Source organism: Shewanella denitrificans OS217, from assembly GCF_000013765.1.
Lineage (GTDB): Bacteria > Pseudomonadota > Gammaproteobacteria > Enterobacterales > Shewanellaceae > Shewanella > Shewanella denitrificans.
This window is the reverse complement of record NC_007954.1, coordinates 1,753,268-1,773,170: the sequence shown is the minus strand read 5'-3', so window position 1 is coordinate 1,773,170 and position 19,903 is coordinate 1,753,268. Positions and strand designations below refer to the sequence as shown.

The 19,903-nt window shown below is 45.7% G+C and carries 18 protein-coding genes; 13 read left to right on the top strand and 5 right to left on the bottom strand.

The window, feature by feature from the left end; genetic code table 11:
• The 6 genes from SDEN_RS07970 (at nt 1) to putP (ending at nt 7,907) form a co-directional block, all read left to right on the top strand.
• Nucleotides 1-993, top strand: coding sequence for a vWA domain-containing protein (locus tag SDEN_RS07970; protein WP_011495968.1), 993 nt, complete (start codon nt 1-3; stop codon nt 991-993).
• Nucleotides 993-3,068, top strand: a complete 2,076-nt coding sequence (locus tag SDEN_RS07965; protein WP_011495967.1) for a VWA domain-containing protein — start codon at nt 993-995, stop codon at nt 3,066-3,068. Before SDEN_RS07970 ends, SDEN_RS07965 begins: the two co-directional genes overlap by 1 nt.
• Nucleotides 3,062-4,822 carry a BatD family protein gene (locus SDEN_RS07960; protein WP_011495966.1) on the top strand — a complete coding sequence of 587 codons (1,761 nt, stop codon included), beginning with the start codon at nt 3,062-3,064 and terminating at the stop codon, nt 4,820-4,822. The genes SDEN_RS07965 and SDEN_RS07960 overlap by 7 nt, the downstream gene beginning before the upstream one ends.
• Before the next feature lie 95 nt (nt 4,823-4,917).
• Nucleotides 4,918-5,481: a sigma-70 family RNA polymerase sigma factor gene (locus tag SDEN_RS07955; RefSeq protein ID WP_011495965.1), complete on the top strand. Its 564-nt coding sequence runs from the start codon at nt 4,918-4,920 to the stop codon at nt 5,479-5,481.
• Nucleotides 5,474-6,178, top strand: a complete 705-nt coding sequence (locus SDEN_RS07950; protein WP_011495964.1) for a DUF3379 domain-containing protein — start codon at nt 5,474-5,476, stop codon at nt 6,176-6,178. Before SDEN_RS07955 ends, SDEN_RS07950 begins: the two co-directional genes overlap by 8 nt.
• Nucleotides 6,179-6,455: 277 nt before the next feature.
• Nucleotides 6,456-7,907 (top strand): sodium/proline symporter PutP, encoded by a 1,452-nt coding sequence (gene putP / locus SDEN_RS07945; protein WP_011495963.1) that lies wholly within the window; start codon nt 6,456-6,458, stop codon nt 7,905-7,907.
• A 943-nt stretch (nt 7,908-8,850) separates the two neighbouring features.
• Here putP and SDEN_RS07940 read toward each other — a convergent pair.
• Nucleotides 8,851-9,489 (bottom strand): GNAT family N-acetyltransferase, encoded by a 639-nt coding sequence (locus SDEN_RS07940; protein WP_011495962.1) that lies wholly within the window; start codon nt 9,487-9,489, stop codon nt 8,851-8,853.
• Between the two features lie 122 nt (nt 9,490-9,611).
• Between SDEN_RS07940 and SDEN_RS07935 the strand changes: the two genes are divergently transcribed.
• The gene (locus SDEN_RS07935) at nt 9,612-9,842 is read left to right on the top strand and encodes a DUF2789 domain-containing protein (protein ID WP_041405732.1); all 231 of its coding nucleotides are present in this window, start codon (nt 9,612-9,614) and stop codon (nt 9,840-9,842) included.
• Between the two features lie 7 nt (nt 9,843-9,849).
• On the opposite strand, the gene SDEN_RS07930 is transcribed toward SDEN_RS07935, so the two are convergent.
• Complete coding sequence (locus tag SDEN_RS07930; protein ID WP_011495960.1) at nt 9,850-10,233, bottom strand: DUF3192 domain-containing protein; 384 nt, start codon at nt 10,231-10,233, stop codon at nt 9,850-9,852.
• Nucleotides 10,234-10,425: 192 nt separating this feature from the next.
• Here SDEN_RS07930 and SDEN_RS07925 point away from each other — a divergent pair, with 192 nt between their 5' ends.
• Together SDEN_RS07925 and SDEN_RS07920 are read left to right on the top strand one after the other, a co-directional pair.
• The gene (locus SDEN_RS07925; protein ID WP_011495959.1) at nt 10,426-10,755 is read left to right on the top strand and encodes a hypothetical protein; all 330 of its coding nucleotides are present in this window, start codon (nt 10,426-10,428) and stop codon (nt 10,753-10,755) included.
• Nucleotides 10,756-11,529 carry a Zn-ribbon-containing protein gene (locus tag SDEN_RS07920; RefSeq protein WP_011495958.1) on the top strand — a complete coding sequence of 258 codons (774 nt, stop codon included), beginning with the start codon at nt 10,756-10,758 and terminating at the stop codon, nt 11,527-11,529.
• A 3-nt stretch (nt 11,530-11,532) separates the two neighbouring features.
• On the opposite strand, the gene syd is transcribed toward SDEN_RS07920, so the two are convergent.
• Complete coding sequence (gene syd, locus SDEN_RS07915) at nt 11,533-12,189, bottom strand: SecY-interacting protein (RefSeq protein WP_011495957.1); 657 nt, start codon at nt 12,187-12,189, stop codon at nt 11,533-11,535.
• 54 nt (nt 12,190-12,243) lie between these two features.
• Here syd and queF point away from each other — a divergent pair, with 54 nt between their 5' ends.
• A complete protein-coding gene (queF, locus tag SDEN_RS07910) occupies nt 12,244-13,098 on the top strand; it encodes an NADPH-dependent 7-cyano-7-deazaguanine reductase QueF (RefSeq protein ID WP_011495956.1) in 855 nt (284 codons plus the stop codon).
• Nucleotides 13,099-13,239: 141 nt separating this feature from the next.
• Here the strand turns inward: queF and SDEN_RS19785 are convergent, their stop codons facing one another.
• A complete protein-coding gene (locus SDEN_RS19785; protein WP_011495955.1) occupies nt 13,240-13,980 on the bottom strand; it encodes a TetR/AcrR family transcriptional regulator in 741 nt (246 codons plus the stop codon).
• Nucleotides 13,981-14,169: 189 nt separating this feature from the next.
• On the opposite strand from SDEN_RS19785, the gene SDEN_RS07900 reads away from it, so the two are divergent.
• From SDEN_RS07900 to SDEN_RS07890, 3 genes are read left to right on the top strand one after another with little or no spacing between them, the layout of a single operon-like run.
• Nucleotides 14,170-15,243, top strand: coding sequence for an efflux RND transporter periplasmic adaptor subunit (locus tag SDEN_RS07900; RefSeq protein ID WP_011495954.1), 1,074 nt, complete (start codon nt 14,170-14,172; stop codon nt 15,241-15,243).
• Between the two features lies 1 nt (nt 15,244).
• Nucleotides 15,245-16,318: an efflux RND transporter periplasmic adaptor subunit gene (locus SDEN_RS07895; protein WP_011495953.1), complete on the top strand. Its 1,074-nt coding sequence runs from the start codon at nt 15,245-15,247 to the stop codon at nt 16,316-16,318.
• On the top strand, nt 16,315-19,386 hold the full coding sequence (locus SDEN_RS07890; RefSeq protein ID WP_011495952.1) for an efflux RND transporter permease subunit: 3,072 nt from the start codon (nt 16,315-16,317) through the stop codon (nt 19,384-19,386). Before SDEN_RS07895 ends, SDEN_RS07890 begins: the two co-directional genes overlap by 4 nt.
• 158 nt (nt 19,387-19,544) lie before the next feature.
• Here the strand turns inward: SDEN_RS07890 and SDEN_RS20205 are convergent, their stop codons facing one another.
• Entirely contained in the window at nt 19,545-19,898 is a 354-nt protein-coding gene (locus SDEN_RS20205) for a YkgJ family cysteine cluster protein (RefSeq protein ID WP_011495951.1), read from the bottom strand.
• Nucleotides 19,899-19,903: the final 5 nt, after the last annotated feature.

The following is a 19,903-nucleotide window of genomic DNA, read 5'->3' as shown; positions in this document are numbered from 1 at the left end:
ATGTTAACCTTAAGCTGGCCTTGGTTATTGGCCTTATTGCCTCTGCCTTGGTTTATAAAAAAATTCCCCTTATCTCAATCCCAAGGTGGTTACTTACAATTGCCCGGCGTTCTGGCATCAAGCCAATTACAAAGCCGTAGCCAGGGGTCATCATCTCGCAAGCGCTATTGGTTAATGTGGCTATTTTTACTGTGTGCCATCGCGCGTCCTCAATGGTTAGGCGAGCCGATAGAATTACCCTCTAAGGGGCGAGATCTTATGCTAGCGGTAGATTTGTCTGGCAGTATGCAAATTGAAGATATGGTTATTAACGGTAAAACTGTCGATCGTTTTAGTTTAATTCAAAACGTCTTAGGTGAATTTATTGAGCGCCGAAATGGCGACCGTTTGGGGTTAATTCTATTTGCAGACCATGCTTATTTACAGGCGCCCTTAACCCAAGATAGACGCTCTATTGCCACCTTCTTAGCCGATGCACAAATTGGCTTAGTGGGTAAACAAACCGCCATAGGTGAAGCCATTGCTTTAGCGGTTAAGCGCTTCGATCAAGTTAGCGAAAGTAACCGCGTGCTAGTGCTATTAACCGATGGCTCAAACAATGCTGGCAATATCGAACCCGATGTGGCCGCTGAAATTGCCGCCAAGCGCAATGTCACCATTTACACAGTCGGCGTAGGTGCAGAACTCATGGAGCGGCGCACCATTTTTGGTAAGGAGCGGGTCAATCCTTCGATGGACCTTGATGAGGCGCAGTTACAACGGCTGGCCACTATGACTAATGGCTATTACTTTAGGGCTAAAAACAGTGAAGATTTGGCGCAAATTTACCAAAAAATCGATCAACTCGAGCCTGTAAGTCGTGACAACCTCAGTTATCGCCCTAAGAGTGAACTGTTTTTCTGGCCACTATTGGCCGCGCTATTTGTGAGTCTGTGGATAAGCTTATCTCAAGTGATAACCTTGCCCAATGGGTTAAAAAGAGGGAGTCAGTAATGCCTTTGCATTTTATTCGCCCCGAGTGGCTATTATTGCTGCTGCCATTAGCATTATTAAGCTTGCTTGCCTGGCGTAAAAACAGCCAGCAATCGGCTTGGCAGCATTATATCGCCCCCCATTTAACCTCGGCACTTATTAGCCCAAGTATGCAAAGCAGTAAGCACCCCACTTGGCTGCTGGCCGCCGCCTGGTTTATTGCCGTCATCGCCGCAGCAGGACCTGCAGTCAACAAGCAAAATTTGCCAGTATTTGCGACAGAGCAAGGCCGGGTGCTGGTGATGGACATGTCGTTATCTATGCTAGCTACCGACATGAGCCCCAACCGCTTATCTCAGGCTAAATTTCGGGCAAGCGATCTCATCAGTCAGCTTAAAGAAGGTGAAACAGGACTTATCGCTTATGCAGGTGATGCCTTTACCATAAGCCCCTTAACGCGCGATAACGCCACCTTGCTGAATCTGTTACCGAGCTTATCTCCAGATATCATGCCAGCTCGGGGCTCAGATCTTGCTGGTGCACTACGCCTAGCACAAAGCTTGCTAGCCCAAGGTGGACATATCAATGGTGACATTATCGTGCTCACCGACGGCATTTCCAGCAAGCAATTTGATAATGCTAAAGCCAGTCTCAAGGGCAGTCGCTATCGCTTGTCTATCTTGGCTCTAGGCAGTGAGCAAGGTGCCCCTATTCGTCTTGCCGACGGACAATTGCTCAAAGACAATGTTGATGACGTCATTATTGCCAAGACCAACTATGGTTTATTGCAAAAGCTTGCTCGATATCAAAAAGGCATTCTTGTCCCGGCGCAGGCCGATGGCAGCGATCTTAAGCAATTGCAAGACTGGCTTGCCACCGATGGCGATGCCAGAGCCACTGAGCTTGAAGGTGAAAGCTGGCAAGACTTAGGCCCCTATTTAGCCTTATTATTGTTACTCCCTTGCCTATTAAGCTTTCGTCGCGGCTTGTTGCCTTTGGTCGCACTATTTATGTTTTATCAACCCACTAGCGCCCAAGCAAGTCTATGGGATGACCTTTGGCAGACGCGGGATCAGCAGGCCAATGCGGCTTTCGAAGCTGAAGACTTTCATACTGCCAGCGACAAATTCGACGATCCCCTTTGGCGTGCCAGTGCCCACTATAAGGCTGGTGACTTTGAAGCCGCACTTAAAGGATTTGAGCAAGATAGCAGTGCCAATGGCTTATACAATCAAGGCAATGCACTCATGCATTTAGGCAAAATCGATAAAGCCATCAAACGCTACCAAGAAGCATTAGCGCTAAAGGCCGACTTCCCTGAAGCCAGTCGTAATCTCGCCTTAGCACAACAAGCTAAGCAGGACAAAAAGCAAGGAGACAATCAATCCGCGGAAAACGGTGAGTCTGGTGAAGACGGCGACGCCAATGAGGGAGGCGATAAGAGTAAAGGCTCAAACTCTGGCTCTGATGACTCAGATGACGGCGATGACAGTAACTCCGACTCGAGCGACTCAAGCTCAAACAGGGCTGGTTCAAATAACTCAGGCTCCAAGGGCACTGAATCTAAGGACTCTGACACCCAGGATAATCAAGATGCCAGCAGCGCATCACAAGATGATGACACCTCAGAGCAAGGCGGCGATAAGTCTGATGAGACTAACGCCTCATCTGGCGGTCAACAATCTGACGTTGATGAACCGAGTTCAGAAAAACAAGACAGCGGCGGCACCGATGATCAAGCAATGAGCGAGCAACAAGGGGCTCAATCGGCGAGTGAACAAGGTAAAGACCCCAATAGCCAAGCTCAAGAGAATGAGGCTAGCATGCAAGCCGAGCTGGAAAAACCTGCTTCAGGCTCAAAGCAGCAAACTGCTGTGGGGGAAAAACCATCTGATAACGCCCCCGAGCAACAAACGGCTGCGGGAGAAATGTTAGCGCCCACTCAAGCTCAAACTCAGGCATTACCCGCAGAAATGGAGCGAGCCCTTCGCGCTGTCAGTGAAGACCCCCAAGTTCTGCTGCGAAATAAAATGCAACTTGAATACCTTAAGCGCCGGCAAGAGGCGCAAGCACCTAAGGATGATGAACAGTGGTAACTAAGATAAAACAATTACCTGTATTCATAGGCTATTTATTGGGCCTGTATTTGGCGATACAGGCATCGCCTGCGTTGGCCTTAACTGAACTATTGGCAACCATAGACAGAAACCCTGTGATCAAGGGTGAGTATTTTGTCCTTAATGTGGTGGCCGATGATGATATCAACGCCGCCGAACTCGATACCTCAGCCCTACTCAAAGACTTTCAAGTAGGCCGCACCAGCGTGGGCCGCAGCACTCAAATCGTCAATTTCGATACCCGCAGAGAAACTCGCTGGCAAATTTTGCTGTCTCCTAAGAAAACCGGCGTCATCACCATACCTCAGTTTACCCTGCAAAATGTCCGTTCGGCGCCAATCGTATTGACAGTGGCAGCCCAAGGGAGCCAGAGCGACGAGTCGAAAAATATCTTCCTAGAAACTGAACTTTCAACTAAGGAAGCCTATGTCGGCCAACTGATAAGTTATAAGGTCAAACTCTTCTTAGCCCTTGAGTTACAACGAGGCGTACTCAGCGCGCCTAGCCTTGAGGGAGCACAAATTAAGCAATTGGGGGAGGACAAGGACAGCAATGAAATTATCAATGGCAAACGCTTTCGCGTCATAGAAAGGACCTATGCCATCATCGCGGACTCCCCAGGTGAACTGACCATTAATGGCGCCAGTTTCTCAGGGGATGTGTTAGTTGAAAGCCAAGGCCGCTCAGGCATGTTTGGTTTTAATGAAAGCCGTCCTATGCAAGCCTTAGCTGAAAAGCAAGTGATTGCTATCAACCCAGTTCCTGCCAGTTTTCAAGGAAAATGGTTTGTCAGCGATTTAGCGCTACTCAAAGAAACCTGGCCAGATGAACAAACTGAGTTTGAAGTGGGCACCCCCATTACCCGCACTGTCACCTTAATCGCGTCTAATACCGATGAAACCAGCTTACCTGAGATTGAGTTTACCGCTCCCGATGGGCTTAAAATATATCCAGAAAAGCCCCAGAGACAAACCTTCGTGCGGGATAATCAAATCGTGTCTCAATACAGTATTACTATGGCCATAGTGCCGAGTAAAGCCGGCACATTCGAGCTCCCCACAGTCAAAGTTCCATGGTGGAATCCTCATCTGAAACAACAAGAAACAGCCATGCTACCCGCCAAATCCTTAGTTATAGCGGCAAATCACACTCAGACGAATGTGCCCAGTATGCAAGACTACGCGGCGACCAACCCTGACAGTTTCCCCTGGCATTGGCTAAGTGCATCGTTCGCCCTGCTGTTACTGGCAAGCTTGATGCTATGGCGCAAAAGCCTCAATACCATACAAAGACTGCAACAACAGCTTATTGCCGCGCAATTATCTCAGGGGCAGGCTGTGGCGGATGATCATGTTAATGAACCAGTCGTCCCGACGACTACGCAAGGATCAAACCCCATTGTCAGTGTCATTTCACCCGTCAAATCAACACCGACAACGGGTGATAAGAATAAACTTAAGGTCATTGAACAGTCACTGAAAAATGCAGAGATAGGCCAAGCGTTAGTGTTAATTCAAGCCTATGTGAGTCATGTGTTGGCTCAGCCTATGTCCTTGGCGCAAATAAGTGCCTTGTCAGAGCCACTAGGGCAAAGCCTTAACGATCTGCAAGCTCAAAAATACGCTAAAACGCATCAACAGCTTGATATAAATAAACTCATGAAAGAGCTTCAAGCTATAACCCCTACAAATAAACCTCAGCCAAAATCACTAATTTCTGAATTAAACCCTTGATATTTGGCACTAGCAAGGGAGAAAGCTAACTTTCCCTTGCTATTCATCCCCATACTTTTAAGCTATCGAACATGGATTATTAGAAAAATCATCATATGTTCGATAGCTTTCGAAAGAAAAAGTCTGAACCCACGGTCATATCTGACATGCTAACTAAACAACGACGTTACGATAGCCTCGTCAGGGCACTTCATACTGATTTATTCCGCTACGCCTACTGGCTGTGTGGTAATAGACACATAGCTGAAGATATCACTCAAGAAACCTTCTTACGGGCATGGCGCTCGCTGGATTCGCTTAAGGATGATAAAGCCGCCAAAGCCTGGCTTATCACCATTTTGCGCAGGGAAAATGCCCGCAGGTTCGAACGTAAGCAGTTTGATTATTCTGATGTGGAACAAGATACCCTCGAAGATCATTTGTCCTCCAGCACGGAAGACAAAACCGAGCAATATTGGCTACGACGTCAAATTGGTAAGCTTGAGATGGAGTATCGGGAACCACTCTTGCTGCAACTCATCGGTGGTTTTAGCGGTGATGAAATTGCTAACCTATTAGAGTTAAACAGAAATACTGTGATGACGCGCCTGTTTAGGGCTCGTAATCAATTAAAAGACGCATTAGATGCACCAGATGTAAGAGGTCAATCAAATGGATGATCTAGAGTTTCGTCGCCATGCCTATGGCGAACCTAGCAGTCAAGCTGAAGATTTTATCCAGCATATTAACCTTCATCCCAAGGATGCGGCGCTAGTGAAAGAATTAAACGACTTAGATGCCAAGCTAACCCAGGCACTAAAAATCGATGTGAGTGATGATCTCGCCGACAAGATCCTATTGCGCCAGCACATCACTCAACATCAAGCCCAGCGCAAGAGCACAGGTTACTTAGTGGCTATGGCGGCTTCTATCGCCTTCGTGGTGGGGATTAGCTTTAGCTTATTGCAATTAACTCCTGTGAACTTATCTGAAAATGCCCTCGCTCACGTGTATCACGAACCAAGAGCACTGAGCATGGATCAAAATCTGGCCTTCGAGGATGTTAACTTTAAGCTAGCGGGGCTCACAGGCATGCATAATGCTAAGTTTGTTGGCCAACCCGGTAAGATTTACTTCACCACCTACTGTGATTTTCAAGGGGTGCAAGGCTTGCATCTCGTCATGCAAGGCGCCCACGGCAAAGTGACCGTCTTTATTGTGCCGATTGAGAATCGCATGGTGATGGAAGAGGTTTTCGCTGACAATAAATATCAAGGCCTCGGGTTCCAAGCGGCCGGCAGTTATATGCTGCTTGTGGGTGAACAAGCACAAGATCTTAACCAAGTTAAATCTGACATAGAGAACACTTTTATCTAAGACTTGTCAGTGAGCCTGTTAGGTTGGCGAACATAAGTTATCAAGCAGGCTGCTCAAATGAGCAGCCTGCTTCTTTAGTAGCACTCTTTGATGATTTCTACAGCCCCTCACTAACGCCAAATCCACGAAATTAAAAAATAAATAATAAAAACAAACTCATATCGAGAATATCAATCAATATTCAACAGGTCTGCTGACTGGGATTACAACTCATTTACTTAATGCAAATACTATGACTTCTGTTAGCATAGAAAAAAACCTATAAAATGGACCCGATATGACGATTGAAACGCCTATTTTTATTACCTTTTTTGGTTACCTCGCCCTGATGATGGCCATTGGTTTCTGGGCCTTTAAAAAAACTGACACTGTGGGAGATTATATTCTCGGTGGCCGTAAAATGGGACCGGCTGTGACTGCGCTTTCTGTGGGCGCATCTGACATGTCGGGTTGGCTGTTACTTGGTCTGCCTGGCGCCGTCTACCTTGGCGGACTTGGAGAGTCTTGGATAGGATTTGGACTTATATTTGGCGCTTGGCTCAATTGGCTGTTTGTGGCAAAACGCCTGCGGGTTTACACAGAACTTGCTGATAACGCACTGACGTTACCCGATTTTTTTGAAAATCGCTTCAATGATCCTAAGGGCGTGATCAGGTTATTATCCGCCATTACCATCTTGGTTTTTTTCACTTTTTACGCTTCCTCTGGCATGGTGGGCGGCGCCATCTTGTTTGAAAAAGTCTTTGGACTCGATTACACCACGGCCCTGCTCATTGGCTCTTTCATCATAGTGTCATACACCTTTGTGGGTGGTTTTTTTGCCGTAAGTTGGACCGACTTTTTCCAAGGCTGTTTAATGCTTATCGCCTTAGTGTTTGTGCCCGTGGTCATTTTTAGTGAACCTGAAATCCAGCACAATTTAAGCGTTATCGATCCTGCCATGCTCAATTTTATCAGCGATGAAACCAGCCTCATTGGCTTGATTTCCTTACTCGCTTGGGGGCTTGGCTATTTTGGTCAGCCACATATTTTGTCGCGGTTTATGGCCATAGGTCAGGTTTCCGACTTACCTTTATCTCGCCGTATCGCCATGGGTTGGATGGCCTTAGCCCTGATAGGCTCCCTAGCGACGGGTATTGCCGGCAGTCTGTATTTTGCCAATAGCCCCATCGAAAATGCCGAGACTGTGTTTATTCAGTTAACGCATGCTGTGTTTAATCCATGGATTGGTGGTCTACTTATCGCCGCTATTTTGTCAGCCATTATGAGTACCATAGATTCACAGCTGTTGGTTTGCTCCAGCGTAGTCACCGAAGATTTTTACTTAAAATGGCTTCGCCCGCAGGCAAGTGATAAAGAACTCATACTCGTGGGCCGCTTTGGCGTCATAGCCATCGCATTAGTTGCAGGGGTTGTGGCACTGGATCCACAAAGTAGTGTATTAGGCTTAGTGAGTTATGCGTGGGCCGGCTTTGGTGCCGCATTTGGACCTGTAGTACTCTTATCCCTGTTTTGGCAAGGTTACAGCCGTAATGGCGCCATCGCCAGCATACTCGCAGGCGCGATTACCGTAGTGGTATGGAAGCAGCTTTCAGGCGGAATATTTGAACTTTACGAAATTTTACCCGGTTTTGCCCTCGCCTTAATTTTCGGCGTGGTAGTCAGTAAAATCTCGCCACCAGCACCAGCGACAACGGAAGGGTTTAAAGCATTTAATGCATCACTTTAACTTGTAACCAATTGCTCTATGTAACATTTCCCAAAAAAGAGCCTCACTATCATGGAGGCTCTTTTTATTGCCTTAGCTATCAATATCTATCACAACGATGAAGAAAGGCAGGTTTTAAATATCTACAGGATGAATGACAAATGTCTCATGTTACAGCAACATGTTGAAATTAATAGATTAAACATTAACAAAATTATCCCATTCAGATTCTACTGAATGATCTAATCCAATTAGCATCATTTTTTGATGTATCCCACCAAGATAAAGTATTTTTTGCTATTCATTATCGTAAAACAGCCAAAAGAAAGGCCACGATAGTATTTCGTGGCCTGTTATTCTTTGCAATCCTGCTATTGTTGTGCTCCCTGCACCGTCCTTGCGTCTAACTTGCATCCCTTGCGTCTGTCCTTAGCATCCTTGTGTTCCCTGTATCATCTAAAATACCGTCCTTTTTCTCAGTCATCCTTTACTGAGCCTGCTCAGTCCTTAAGCGTGTCCTATATCATCCATGACAATCTTAATCCTGGTAGCGAGACATTATGTCTTCACTGGCCTTCCCTTGCATCCCCTAACCTTAGGTCTTCCTTGGGGTTATCCATTTTCATCCTTGTACTCAATCATCCTGATCAAGTGACTCTACCTTGAGTATGCTCTACCTTGAGTATGCTCTACCTTGAGCGCTTCCTGTTCCTTTCATCCTGTTCCTTGGATGTGTTAATCATATGCCAGCTTCCCCCTAGGAAACATGCACCTAAAAAGATATTTTGAAAATAAATACAAAAAAAATGCTTTGCCAGACCAACGGGTGAAAATAATAAAGGAGAATGAATGACTTAAGCCAATGCGGTATAAGCTTAGCTGCAAACAATAACGCCAATGCTCACAAATCGTGTAAGAGATCTCTCACACAGCTTGCAGAGCTTATATTGAAGGGGGAGAAACCTTATTCACTGAGTTGGCCATGATAGAAGAGCAAGTCACCATCCACATCCCCTATCTTCATCGACGTTAAGTTAATGAATCCATGTTGCTGAAAAAGGTGACTGTGGCTGTCGTTACTGACAAATACCCCGAGTCCTTCTAACTTGGGCTGTTCGTCACACCAACTTAGTACAGCCTCAATCAATTGACCGCCATGGCCTTTATGCTGCTCACTCGGGGCTAAGGCAATAAACTGCAGTATACCGCATTGATCACTGGGCAACTGTTCTATGATAGAGGTTTCTTTTTGCATCAAACCTTGAGTCGACTTCCAGCCAGTTCCTAGCAACATCTTAAACCGCCAATGCCAATAGCGACTCTCTCCTATGGGGACTTGGTGAGTGATGATACAAGCAACCCCTATGAGTCTGTCACCGTCAAACCATCCTATTAGCGGTTGTTCTTGCTGCCATAATTCATTGAGTTCTTCGCGAATGGCGGCGCGCAATTTTTGCTCGTAGCTGACTTTGTCCCCTGAAAAAAGAATCGCCAAAAAATAGGCATCGTTTTGGTAGGCATTATAAATAATGGAGGCTGCAATCCTAAGATCATCAGCTGTTAAATACACGGCGCGATATTGTTCCAACGGGGCAGTTTCCATAAGCAGTATCCTATTTAAACAGAGTTACCTCCAAGTTAACAAAAAAATAACATTGTGCAAGCCCCTTGTGCTTTGAAATTAGGCTTTTATACTCAGAGTAGGATGAATAGAGGAACTTGATTATGGACACGACACAGAACGATCTAACCCATTTATTTCAGCAACTAGGTTTAGGCCATCAACCTAAAGAAATAGAAGATTTTATTAATAAAAATAAAATTAAACACCATGTGCATCTGGCCGATGCCACATTTTGGACTCCAGCGCAGCGGAACTTCATTAAAGAAGCCTTGAATGAAGACGCCCAATGGTCAGAACTGGTGGACCAATTGGACGTCTTATTGCGGAAATAAAAGCAATTTAGATCATCTTATAAGCCGCATCACCCCAACCAATCAACTTGTTGTTGCGTAAAACGACGGGAGTGCATTCATCTTTAGTCGTTTTGCCATCGCCTTTACTCCATTGAGTACGATAGAAAAACACTTGAACTTGCTGCTCTGCATCTTGGGCTGAGGCTTGAGTCACAAACGCTTCACTAAAATCGGCGGTTCCCATGAGTAATGACACTTGTTGAGCGTCCATTCCCATGGAAAGTTTGGCAATATTGTCACGATTCATTTGTTGTTGCTGTTCCCAATCACTATTTCTGGCAGATCCATGCTCACCTACATTGAGCACACAACCACTCATTAATAGACTTAGGCTGGTTAACATTGCTATTGGGATAAGTTTTGATTTCATGTCTGGTCCTTTTTGTTTAAATTGCCACTACTCATGTTATTTTTTAAAATAATGGTGATATAGAACCAATGAAAAGCAAAATATATGCCAGAATAGGGATTACTTATAACATATTGATTTGAAGAAATTAATTAATATCAGGCTTGCTTGGTAGCATTCGAATTTATCAACATATGAGGAAATTAACCAACAATGAGTCCAATTGACCAAGTGCTCGCTGCCGCAAAAGCCATCGCCTTAAGTGGTCATGTACCCAATTTAGCCTTAGTTAAGTCACGTTTACGCAATAAACTGCCTATACCCATAATCATTCAGGGGCTCAAAGAATTTAAAGCTATGCCTAAGGAGTGCTGGGCAAGCCTTGCCGATGTAGACTTGAGTCAAGCTGAGGACAATGCGCTGCAAGCATCGAATACTGACCTTGATCTGCAGCAGTTACTTTTGACAATTCAGCAATTGACTCAACAAATAGACCAACTCACTGCAAGAGTTCAAATTCTTGAAAATAAGGTAGCCGAATAAATGTTTGTCACAGAACTACGCTTTGAATGCTTTGCAGACACCAGTATTGAAGCTGCAGAAAAAGCCATTAACAATTTTTTAGAGGCACTTAGGGCTAACGGGCAAGTGCTCGGGCGTGAGTTTGCAGTCGCCTTTAATGATGGTGAGTTCAGAGTCCGTCTATTGATCCCAGAGCGCAGCAGTCTCGCCAATCGATACAACAGCCCGTGGGTGAAAGTGGCACTTAATGGACTCACAGAGGCAAAAATACTTGCGCCAAGAGAGAAATTCATCGGACAAGACATTAATTCCGAAGCCAGTAATACCCATCAGCCCAGTTGGCAGCTGCTATACACCAGTTATGTGCACATGTGCTCGCCGCTGCGAAACGGCGATAACTTATTACCCATTCCTTTGTATCAAATTCCCGCTACCTTCAATGGCGATCATAAGCGGATGATAAAATGGCAGAGCGAATGGCAGGCGTGCGATGAACTGCAAATGGCGGCAGCCACCAAAGCTGAATTTGCAGCCTTAGATGAAATATCCAATACTGACAGTGACTTATTTAGACGTGGCTGGGATTTACGTGGTCGTATCGAGTACTTAACTAAGATCCCCACTTACTACTATCTGTATCGAGTCGGCGGTGAAAGCCTAAACGCTGAGCTTTCACGGCCTTGTCCAAAGTGCGGCAGTCTAGAGTGGAAACTTGCTGAACCTTTATTAGACATGTTTCAGTTTCGCTGCGAACCTTGCCGCATAGTGTCAAACTTATCTTGGGATCATCAATAAAGTTTATTTTCGGCTTCGATGAGTTAAATCTCGCCACATTAGCTTCATTCGTTGCCAAATGCCTGGGTGTTGCCATTGCGGGTCGACTTCTTGAACTGGCTTTATCGCTGGGGTGATCCGCGGACTCAGCTGAGTAATAAACTCGGCGATAGAGGGGGCAAGTTGCTGTTTAGGAACTTCTCCTGGCACTTCAATCCACACGGCGCCAGTATCATTTTCGACTGTGATCATAGTGTCGCCATCACTCAAGACACCAATAAACCAGGTCGGCGCTTGTTTAAGCTTTTGCTTCATTAACAAGTGACCAATAATGTTTTGCTGCAAGTATTCAAAATCCTCGAGGGACCAGGCAAGCAATAACTCCCCTTCTCCCCACGGCGAATTAAACTGCAAGGGGGCACTGAAGAAAGAAGCATAAAAATGATTAATATCTTGATGCAGAGTGATAGCTAACGCCGACGCGACATTGTCAAAGTCCCCGGCTGGTTCACGTTTAACTGGTTGCCAGAAAACCGCATCCTCTGATTGCTCATCGAAAGTTTGCGCGATACAAGGCGATGCCACGCCCATAGGATAATATCGCGGTAACTCAGATAAGGCATTCTGATATGAGTTAAGGTATGAATTTATAAACTTCTCTAATGCAGATGAACAAGACACTTAAGCTACTCGTGGTTTATAATAAAAGCATATTTTGACATGGAAACCCATTAGATGACACACAATCACGATCCTTATAGTGATGCTCAAGCACTCAAGGGCCTAACCCTAGGCCAAGCGACGCAATATCAAGCAGAATACGACCCCTCATTGCTTCAAGGTGTTCCCCGCAAACTGAATCGTGATGCGATTGAACTCACGACCGAACTGCCCTTCCATGGCACAGATATCTGGACAGGCTATGAATTGTCTTGGCTCAATGGCAAAGGCAAACCTGTGGTTGCCATCTTGCAAGTGCATTTGGACATTCATAGTGTCAACTTGATTGAATCTAAATCTTTTAAGCTTTATCTCAATAGCTTGAATCAAACCCGTTTCAATAACCTAGATGCTGTCAAAGACACACTGACAACTGACTTAAGCCAATGTGCTCAGGGTGAGGTGACGGTAAAAATAATCGAGCCTAAGCATTTTACCATAGAGCGCATCAGTGAATTACCCGGCAACTGCATTGATGATTTGGATATTGAAATTTTTGATTATCAATTCAATCCAGAATATTTATTGGACAGCACGGAAGAGAAAAATGTTGCCGAAACCTTGACCTCAAACCTGCTTAAATCCAATTGCTTGATCACCTCGCAGCCGGATTGGGGCAGTGTAATGATCCGTTATCAAGGGCCTAAAATTGACCGTGAAAAATTGCTGCGCTATTTGATTTCATTCCGTCAGCATAATGAGTTTCACGAGCAATGCGTTGAGCGGATATTTATGGATCTTAAGCAATACTGCCACTGTGCAAAGTTAACCGTTTATGCCCGCTATACTCGCCGTGGCGGTTTGGATATTAATCCGTTTCGCAGTGATTTCGAGCAAGCCCCAGACAGCCATCGTTTAGCCAGACAATAATTAATTCAATAGGCATTTAAACTAACTATTGATTAACAACGACAGACTTAAAAACAGCCCCACCAAAAAGGCTAAGGTTCGATTAACGATCCTTAGCCTTTTGAGTTTCAATGGGGGAAATGTGGTTAATAACGCCGAAATCTACAGGGTTTCACAATCAAAGTTGTTACTAAAGTCCGTGATAAATTGACTCTTAGCCACAAAACTCGCCAAGTTCTCTATTTTAGGAATAATGCCAATATCTAACTCTAATAACGCACATATTGAGCGCGCAAATAACCGCCAATGCTTCACCTGCACTTGCTCAAACGATAACCCTGGGTAGGTATTTTTAGCTAAAGGCGCTAGGCTCACAAAACTGTTAGCACTGGCACAGGTTAACCATTCAAGCTCTTTCACTGCCAACTCTGTTGCCAGTCCTTCTTGATGACACTGCTTAAGCATGGATGCGATTAATGTCGCCAGCTCATCATCGTCATCAAAAATATAATCATGCATTTGCGCATCTTGCCCCATTGAATCGGCCATTAGCTGAATGGGACGCGGATCTAACATCAACACGGCTTGCAGATTAATAATCACATAAAACAGTCGTTCATTACTGGCAAGCTCTGGAGAAAATTCTTGAGTGAGAGACGATACGAATTGATGAAAATACGCTTCGATGCGATCGCAAACCTGCTGCCACACTTGAAACTTGGTGCCGAAGTGATGTCGAATAAGCCCATGGGACACACCGGCTTGCTCACTAATGGCTCTTAGGCTCACCTTAGCATAACCCTGCTGACAAAATAATTGCGTCGCCGCATCTATGATATCTTTACGGGTTTGTTTCGTATTTTCAGCAGATTGTCGACCAATTCTCTTATCTTTATCAGGCATAACTCTCTCTTCGGGGACTGCTATACTTGGGCAGTTATCGCCCCATGCCAGTATAAGAGTGCCATTTTACTATCCGGCTGTACAGTATTTCTTGTGCAACAGAATTAACATCCTTATACTAGTCGAAATATACTGCACAAACGTATAGCATGATGAGTTTCATCACCCACAACCATGACGAGGAACAAGATGCCTGTAACTAAGATACGTTCAGGGTTTAGGCTAATATCCCTGATATCCTTGATAGCCCTTTTAGGGGGCTGTGAGAAGGCACAATCAGATACCCTAGTCGATGCCAGCACCCCAGTTAAGTTAATGGAAATTCCTCAACTCAAGCACAGCAAAACCCACCAGTTTGTGGCGCAAGTCAGTGCCAGTAAGCAAGCTCAACTGGCGTTTCAAGTGCCAGGGGAAATCGCTTTGCTAGATGTGCGTATGGGTCAAAAAATAGAGCAAGGCCAACTACTTGCTAAGCTAGATCAACAAGATTACTTACTGGCTTTAGCGGCGATGCAAGCCAATTTTGAGCTACAACAAGCCAGACTTAAGCGCGCAAGACAGCTATTTGAGAAGCACTTAGTCAGCGAAGATAGTCTAGATCAAACTCAAACTGCCTATACCGAGGCTAAGCTCAATTTGCAGCAGGCACAAACGGATTTATCTTACACTGAATTGCATGCGCCTTTCCCTGGGGGGATATCCATCACCCATGCCAAAACCTACCAATTTGTGGATGCTAAACAAGCCGTTGTTAGCATGCTAAATAACCAAAATTTTGATATCGATTTTAACTTGCCTGTGCACCTTACCTCAGAGCTGGATATTGATAGTTTGAAACAAAGTAGTCTCAAAGTGCGTTTGAGTCGTTTCGATAACGTGTTGCTACCCGCAAGCTTCAAAGAAATCTCCACTAAACCCGATGTGGATACCAACTCCTACAAAGTTACCCTGACCATTAGTCGTCCAGCCAATTTGAATATTTTGTCTGGCATGTCGGGCACAGTGCATATAGTACAAACGCTCGCCAAGCAACAAGACTTGTTCCTCCCTCTTGGTGCTATCTATAGCCAAGAGAAGGCGCTTGCCCAAGTCTGGCGTATGAATGAGACCAACCAACTGCTCGAACCTGTCACTGTGGTGTTAGATGCTGATAATAGAGTCGTCAGTGGCCTAACGCCTGGGGATAACATAGTGATTGCAGGCGCTAAAAACCTTAACGCCGGCCAGAAAGTACGCCCATGGGTTAAAGAGGGAGGAATTTAATATGCCATCGATTACCAAACGCCTCATAAGCCTATTGCTGCCATGTGCCTTGCTTATCGCCTGTAGCCCAGAGCCACAAGTCAGCACTAAACCAGTACTGACGGTCACTCACCAAGTATTAGCGGCTCCCGTTACCGCTCAATATCGTGATTTTATCGGTCAAGTTGTCCCCGCCGAATTGACTCCGCTGTCGTTTAGAATTGCCGGCGAAATCAGCCAAGTATTAATAAAGCCTGGTGAACCTGTCACTAAAGGCCAAGTACTGATTAAACTTGATTCCAGAAAAGCTGAGCAGAAACAAGCCGATACTCAAGCAAAAATGGTTCTCGCCCAAAAGCAATTAAGTCGCGCTAGGAGCCTAGTCAGTCAGCAGCTGATTTCTCAGGCCGAGCTCGATGAACTTATCGCCAACGTAAAACTCGCTGAAATCAACCAAAAGCTGGCTGAAGCTCAAGTCAAATACAGCGTGATCCGTGCCCCTTTCTCTGGGCTAGTGTCTGAAGTCAACAAAGAGAATTATGAAACCGTCGCCCCCAGTGAACCTGTGGTTAAGCTGTATCAAAGCGATAAGATTTACGTAAAAATTCAATTGCCTGACGTTATTCTGGCTAGATTTAACCCTGAGAAAAAAGAAACTAATTACAAACCCACCCTGCAATTTGCTAATGGTGGCACTGAGCATCAAGTGTCATTGCTGGAATACACTATGCAGCTCACTGCGCAAACACAGGCCTATGAAGCTTGGTTTGTCATGCCGCAAACGACGCCCGTCACCCTGCCGGGTACCACAGCCACAGTGCACATAGATTTAATCAAGGCAGGCATTAGTGGCGAGCTGGGTTATCAAGTGCCTGTGAATGCACTGGATCCTGGCATGCAAGCTAATCAATTTTATGTTTGGAAACTACTCGATGGCAAAATTAGTAAGCAAGCCGTCGATGTTGTACAGATGTCTAGCTTAGGCGCCTTAGTGATTAATGGCTTAAATGAAGGCGATCGCATCGTGACCTCACACTTAAATCAATTGCGTGAAGGCATGCAAGTTAATTCAACCACACAGGAGCAAGCACTGTGACTATTGCTGAGTATTCCATTCGAAATACAGTCATAAGCTGGCTGTTTCTCATTATTCTCGCCGTTGGCGGCACTGTGTCTTTCTTAGACTTAGGCCGATTAGAAGATCCCGCCTTTACCTTAAAAGATGCCCTGATCATCGCCCCCTATCCAGGTGCAACCCCGACCGAGGTGGAAGAAGAACTCACCTACCCCATAGAAAAAGCCCTTAGGCAGCTGCCTTATGTTGACCATATCACCTCGACGTCCTCGTCAGGCTTATCTCAGATCAAAGTCAGCATGAGAACCGAATATGATGCCGAGGCCCTGCCCCAAATTTGGGATGAGTTGCGCCGTAAGGTCAATGACCTAAAACCTGATCTTCCCGATGGCATCATGCCTATCCAAGTCATGGATGATTTTGGCGATGTGTTCGGTTATATGTTGATGATAACCGGCGATAACTACAGCTTTGTTGATCTAAAGCGCTACGTGGATCAATTGACCCGTGAAATCGAGCTGATTGATGGCGTCGGTAAAGTCAGCCTTGCAGGTAAGCAACAAGAGCAACTGTTTGTCGAATTTTCATTAAAGAGTCTTGCCGCCTTTAACTTAGACATGAGCACAGTAGCCGGCATTCTTAGCCAGCAAAACGCCATCATGAGTGCGGGTAATGTCACTATCAATTCTTTGCAGTTACCCTTAAGGCCCAGCGGCGAGCTAAACAGCATTGAAACTTTTGAGAACTTGATTATCCATGGCCGCGATACCGGTAATCTTATTCGCTTAAAAGACGTGGCGCATATTTTTAGGGGCCTCGAAGAAAAGCCTTCAAACTTACTTAATTTCGATGGCATGCCAGCCCTTAACTTAGGTATTTCCTTCACCAAAGGCGTGAATGTGGTCGAAGTAGGTAAACGCATTAACGAGCATCTGCTTCGATTAGAGCAGTTAAAACCTGCCGGCATTGAGATTAACACCATTTACGATCAAGCCAGCGAAGTGGAGCAATCCGTCAATGGCTTTGTCATCAGCCTCGCACAAGCGGTTGGGATAGTGATCTTAGTACTGCTGTTCACCATGGGATTTCGAAGTGGCATCATCATAGGCGCAGTGTTACTCCTAACTGTGCTCGGCACCTTCATCATGATGAGCCTGTACGAGATTGAGCTGCAAAGGATATCCCTTGGCGCCCTTATCATAGCCCTAGGAATGCTTGTGGATAACGCCATTGTGGTGGTCGAGGGTATTTTGGTGGGCCTTAAGCGTGGCATGACCAAGCTTGAGGCCTCGGTGGATATCGTTCAGCAAACGAAATGGCCGCTTCTTGGCGCCACTGTGATTGCCATCATCGCCTTCGCTCCCATTGGCTTATCGGCCGATGCCACAGGCGAGTTCTTAGGGTCGTTATTCTGGGTGTTGTGCTTCTCGTTATTTTTATCTTGGATAACGGCCATTACCTTAACTCCTTTCCTGGCTCACTTGTTACTGGATGAATCTAAGCCTGAGGATGCGGCAAATTTAGACGACCCCTACAAGGGGATGATTTTTACTGTATTCAAGAAAATTCTTAATTTCAGCCTGCATCATAGGGCCGTCACAGTACTGGCCATGTTCGTGCTCCTAATCGCCTCTTTCTATGGTTTGACTAAGGTAAAAAATGCCTTCTTTCCGCCGTCGAACACCCCTATGTTTTATGTAGATATGTGGCTACCGGAAGGCACTGATATTCGTGAAACTTACAAAAAAGTGAAGCAAGTCGAACGTGTTATTCAAACAAATTACGACATCGAATTTATCAGCTCCACCACAGGCCAAGGCATGCAACGTTTTACCTTGACCTACGCGCCAGAGCACAGCTACGCCGCCTTTGCCCAGATGCAAATTCGAGTTGCCTCTCGGGAAAAAATGATGTTGCTATTAAACCAGCTGGATCAAAACTTGCCCCAGCAGTTCCCCGAGGCCATGTTCCAGTATCGCTTTATGGAAATCGGTCCGTCGGCGGCCTCAAAGATTGAAGCCAGATTAACCGGCGCCGATCCTAAGGTGCTGCGTCATTACGCTGCGCAAATCGAAGATATTTTCCGCGCCGATGCTGGCGCTCGAAATGTGCGTAATAATTGGCGTGAGAAAACCAAGCAACTGGTACCAAAATTTAATGAATCACAGGCAAGACGCCTTGGGATCTCAAAGCAAGACTTAGCCAATACATTAAAGTCTTCATTTGGTGGTCGCGCCATAGGCTACTTCCGTGACGGCACCCAGATGTTACCTATCGTGGTGCGCTTGCCAGAAGAGGAAAGGGTTGATTTAAGCAGCATACAAAAGCTGTCGATTTGGAGCCCTAGCCTGCAAAGTTATGTGCCGCTACAGCAAATTGTCGACGGTGTTGAGCTTGAGTGGATAGATCCCATCATTCAGCGCCGTGACCGCAAACGCACACTGACCATAATGGCAGATCACAACATTCTAGGTGATGAAACCGCAGCTACGCTTTTTAATCGACTACAACCCCAGGTTGAAGCGATTTCACTGCCAGATGGCTACAGCTTGCATTGGGGCGGCGAACACGAAACATCAACCGATGCACAGGCGGCGCTGTTTGGATCCTTGCCCATGGGTTATCTGTTTATGTTCATCATTACCGTGTTCTTGTTTAACTCGGTGAAAAAGCCCTTGGTTATCTGGTGTACTGTGCCCTTATCCATCATAGGTGTGGTCTTTGGCTTACTCTTGACCAATATGCCATTGAGTTTCACTGCACTACTTGGGATTTTAAGCTTAAGCGGCATGGTGCTTAAAAATGGCATTGTCTTGCTGGATCAAATCAATCTCGAGTTGGACTTAGGAAAAGCGCCCTACCTTGCTGTACTCGACAGTGCCATAAGCCGAGTACGCCCCGTAAGTATGGCGGCCTTGACCACCATTTTGGGTATGATCCCGTTAATGTTCGATGCCTTCTTCGGCTCAATGGCCATTGCCATCATGTTTGGTCTAGGCTTTGCGACAGTGCTGACCTTGGTCATAGTGCCTGTGCTATTTACCTTGTTCCACGGCATCGCTATCCCACGAGACATCGAGCAAGCTTAAATTACAGCAGCCGTATTTGAACTTAAAAAAACGCCAGCGTAATTGCTGGCGTTTTTATTTGATATGGTGAGTCAAATTAGGACTTATCTTTCATGCCCAACGAGCTCAAGCAGCAATGCGCTGTTCTCTCTGACTTTTTCATTGAGCTAAGAGTACTATCAGACTAACACTTGCCTTGTGTTGGCGATGTAGTGATGGATCTGGCGCTCAACCTTTGAATCAATCATTTCTTTGGGTCGACAAGAATTTGGGCATAGCATATTGGACGTGGTACCAAAAACGCGGCAGATTAGGGGGCGCTCCTCATACACAGTGCAGCCATGAGGGCCCAAATGTACGCAGTTCCACTCCTCTAAAGCGGCATCATGCTCAGCATCAGTTTTAACGGGTAGGTGCGACATTTCTTCAGCCGACGTCGTTACCGGGCCGCAACAATCATGGCATCCAGGCACACATTCAAACGTTGGAATACGCTCACGCAAATACACGACTATCTTTCTATTAGTATTCATTAACA

What these genes read in the sequence shown, in the direction of transcription:
- SDEN_RS07930 (WP_011495960.1), bottom strand. Translation starts at nt 10,233, where the DNA reads ATGAAATCAAAACTTATCCCAATAGCAATGTTAACCAGCCTAAGTCTA.
- putP (WP_011495963.1), top strand. Translation starts at nt 6,456, where the DNA reads ATGACGATTGAAACGCCTATTTTTATTACCTTTTTTGGTTACCTCGCC.
- SDEN_RS07965 (WP_011495967.1), top strand. Translation starts at nt 993, where the DNA reads ATGCCTTTGCATTTTATTCGCCCCGAGTGGCTATTATTGCTGCTGCCA.
- SDEN_RS07895 (WP_011495953.1), top strand. Translation starts at nt 15,245, where the DNA reads ATGCCATCGATTACCAAACGCCTCATAAGCCTATTGCTGCCATGTGCC.
- SDEN_RS07955 (WP_011495965.1), top strand. Translation starts at nt 4,918, where the DNA reads ATGTTCGATAGCTTTCGAAAGAAAAAGTCTGAACCCACGGTCATATCT.
- SDEN_RS07920 (WP_011495958.1), top strand. Translation starts at nt 10,756, where the DNA reads ATGTTTGTCACAGAACTACGCTTTGAATGCTTTGCAGACACCAGTATT.
- SDEN_RS07900 (WP_011495954.1), top strand. Translation starts at nt 14,170, where the DNA reads ATGCCTGTAACTAAGATACGTTCAGGGTTTAGGCTAATATCCCTGATA.
- SDEN_RS20205 (WP_011495951.1), bottom strand. Translation starts at nt 19,898, where the DNA reads ATGAATACTAATAGAAAGATAGTCGTGTATTTGCGTGAGCGTATTCCA.
- SDEN_RS07935 (WP_041405732.1), top strand. Translation starts at nt 9,612, where the DNA reads ATGGACACGACACAGAACGATCTAACCCATTTATTTCAGCAACTAGGT.
- SDEN_RS07940 (WP_011495962.1), bottom strand. Translation starts at nt 9,489, where the DNA reads ATGGAAACTGCCCCGTTGGAACAATATCGCGCCGTGTATTTAACAGCT.
- SDEN_RS07925 (WP_011495959.1), top strand. Translation starts at nt 10,426, where the DNA reads ATGAGTCCAATTGACCAAGTGCTCGCTGCCGCAAAAGCCATCGCCTTA.
- SDEN_RS19785 (WP_011495955.1), bottom strand. Translation starts at nt 13,980, where the DNA reads ATGCCTGATAAAGATAAGAGAATTGGTCGACAATCTGCTGAAAATACG.
- SDEN_RS07970 (WP_011495968.1), top strand. Translation starts at nt 1, where the DNA reads ATGTTAACCTTAAGCTGGCCTTGGTTATTGGCCTTATTGCCTCTGCCT.
- queF (WP_011495956.1), top strand. Translation starts at nt 12,244, where the DNA reads ATGACACACAATCACGATCCTTATAGTGATGCTCAAGCACTCAAGGGC.
- SDEN_RS07950 (WP_011495964.1), top strand. Translation starts at nt 5,474, where the DNA reads ATGGATGATCTAGAGTTTCGTCGCCATGCCTATGGCGAACCTAGCAGT.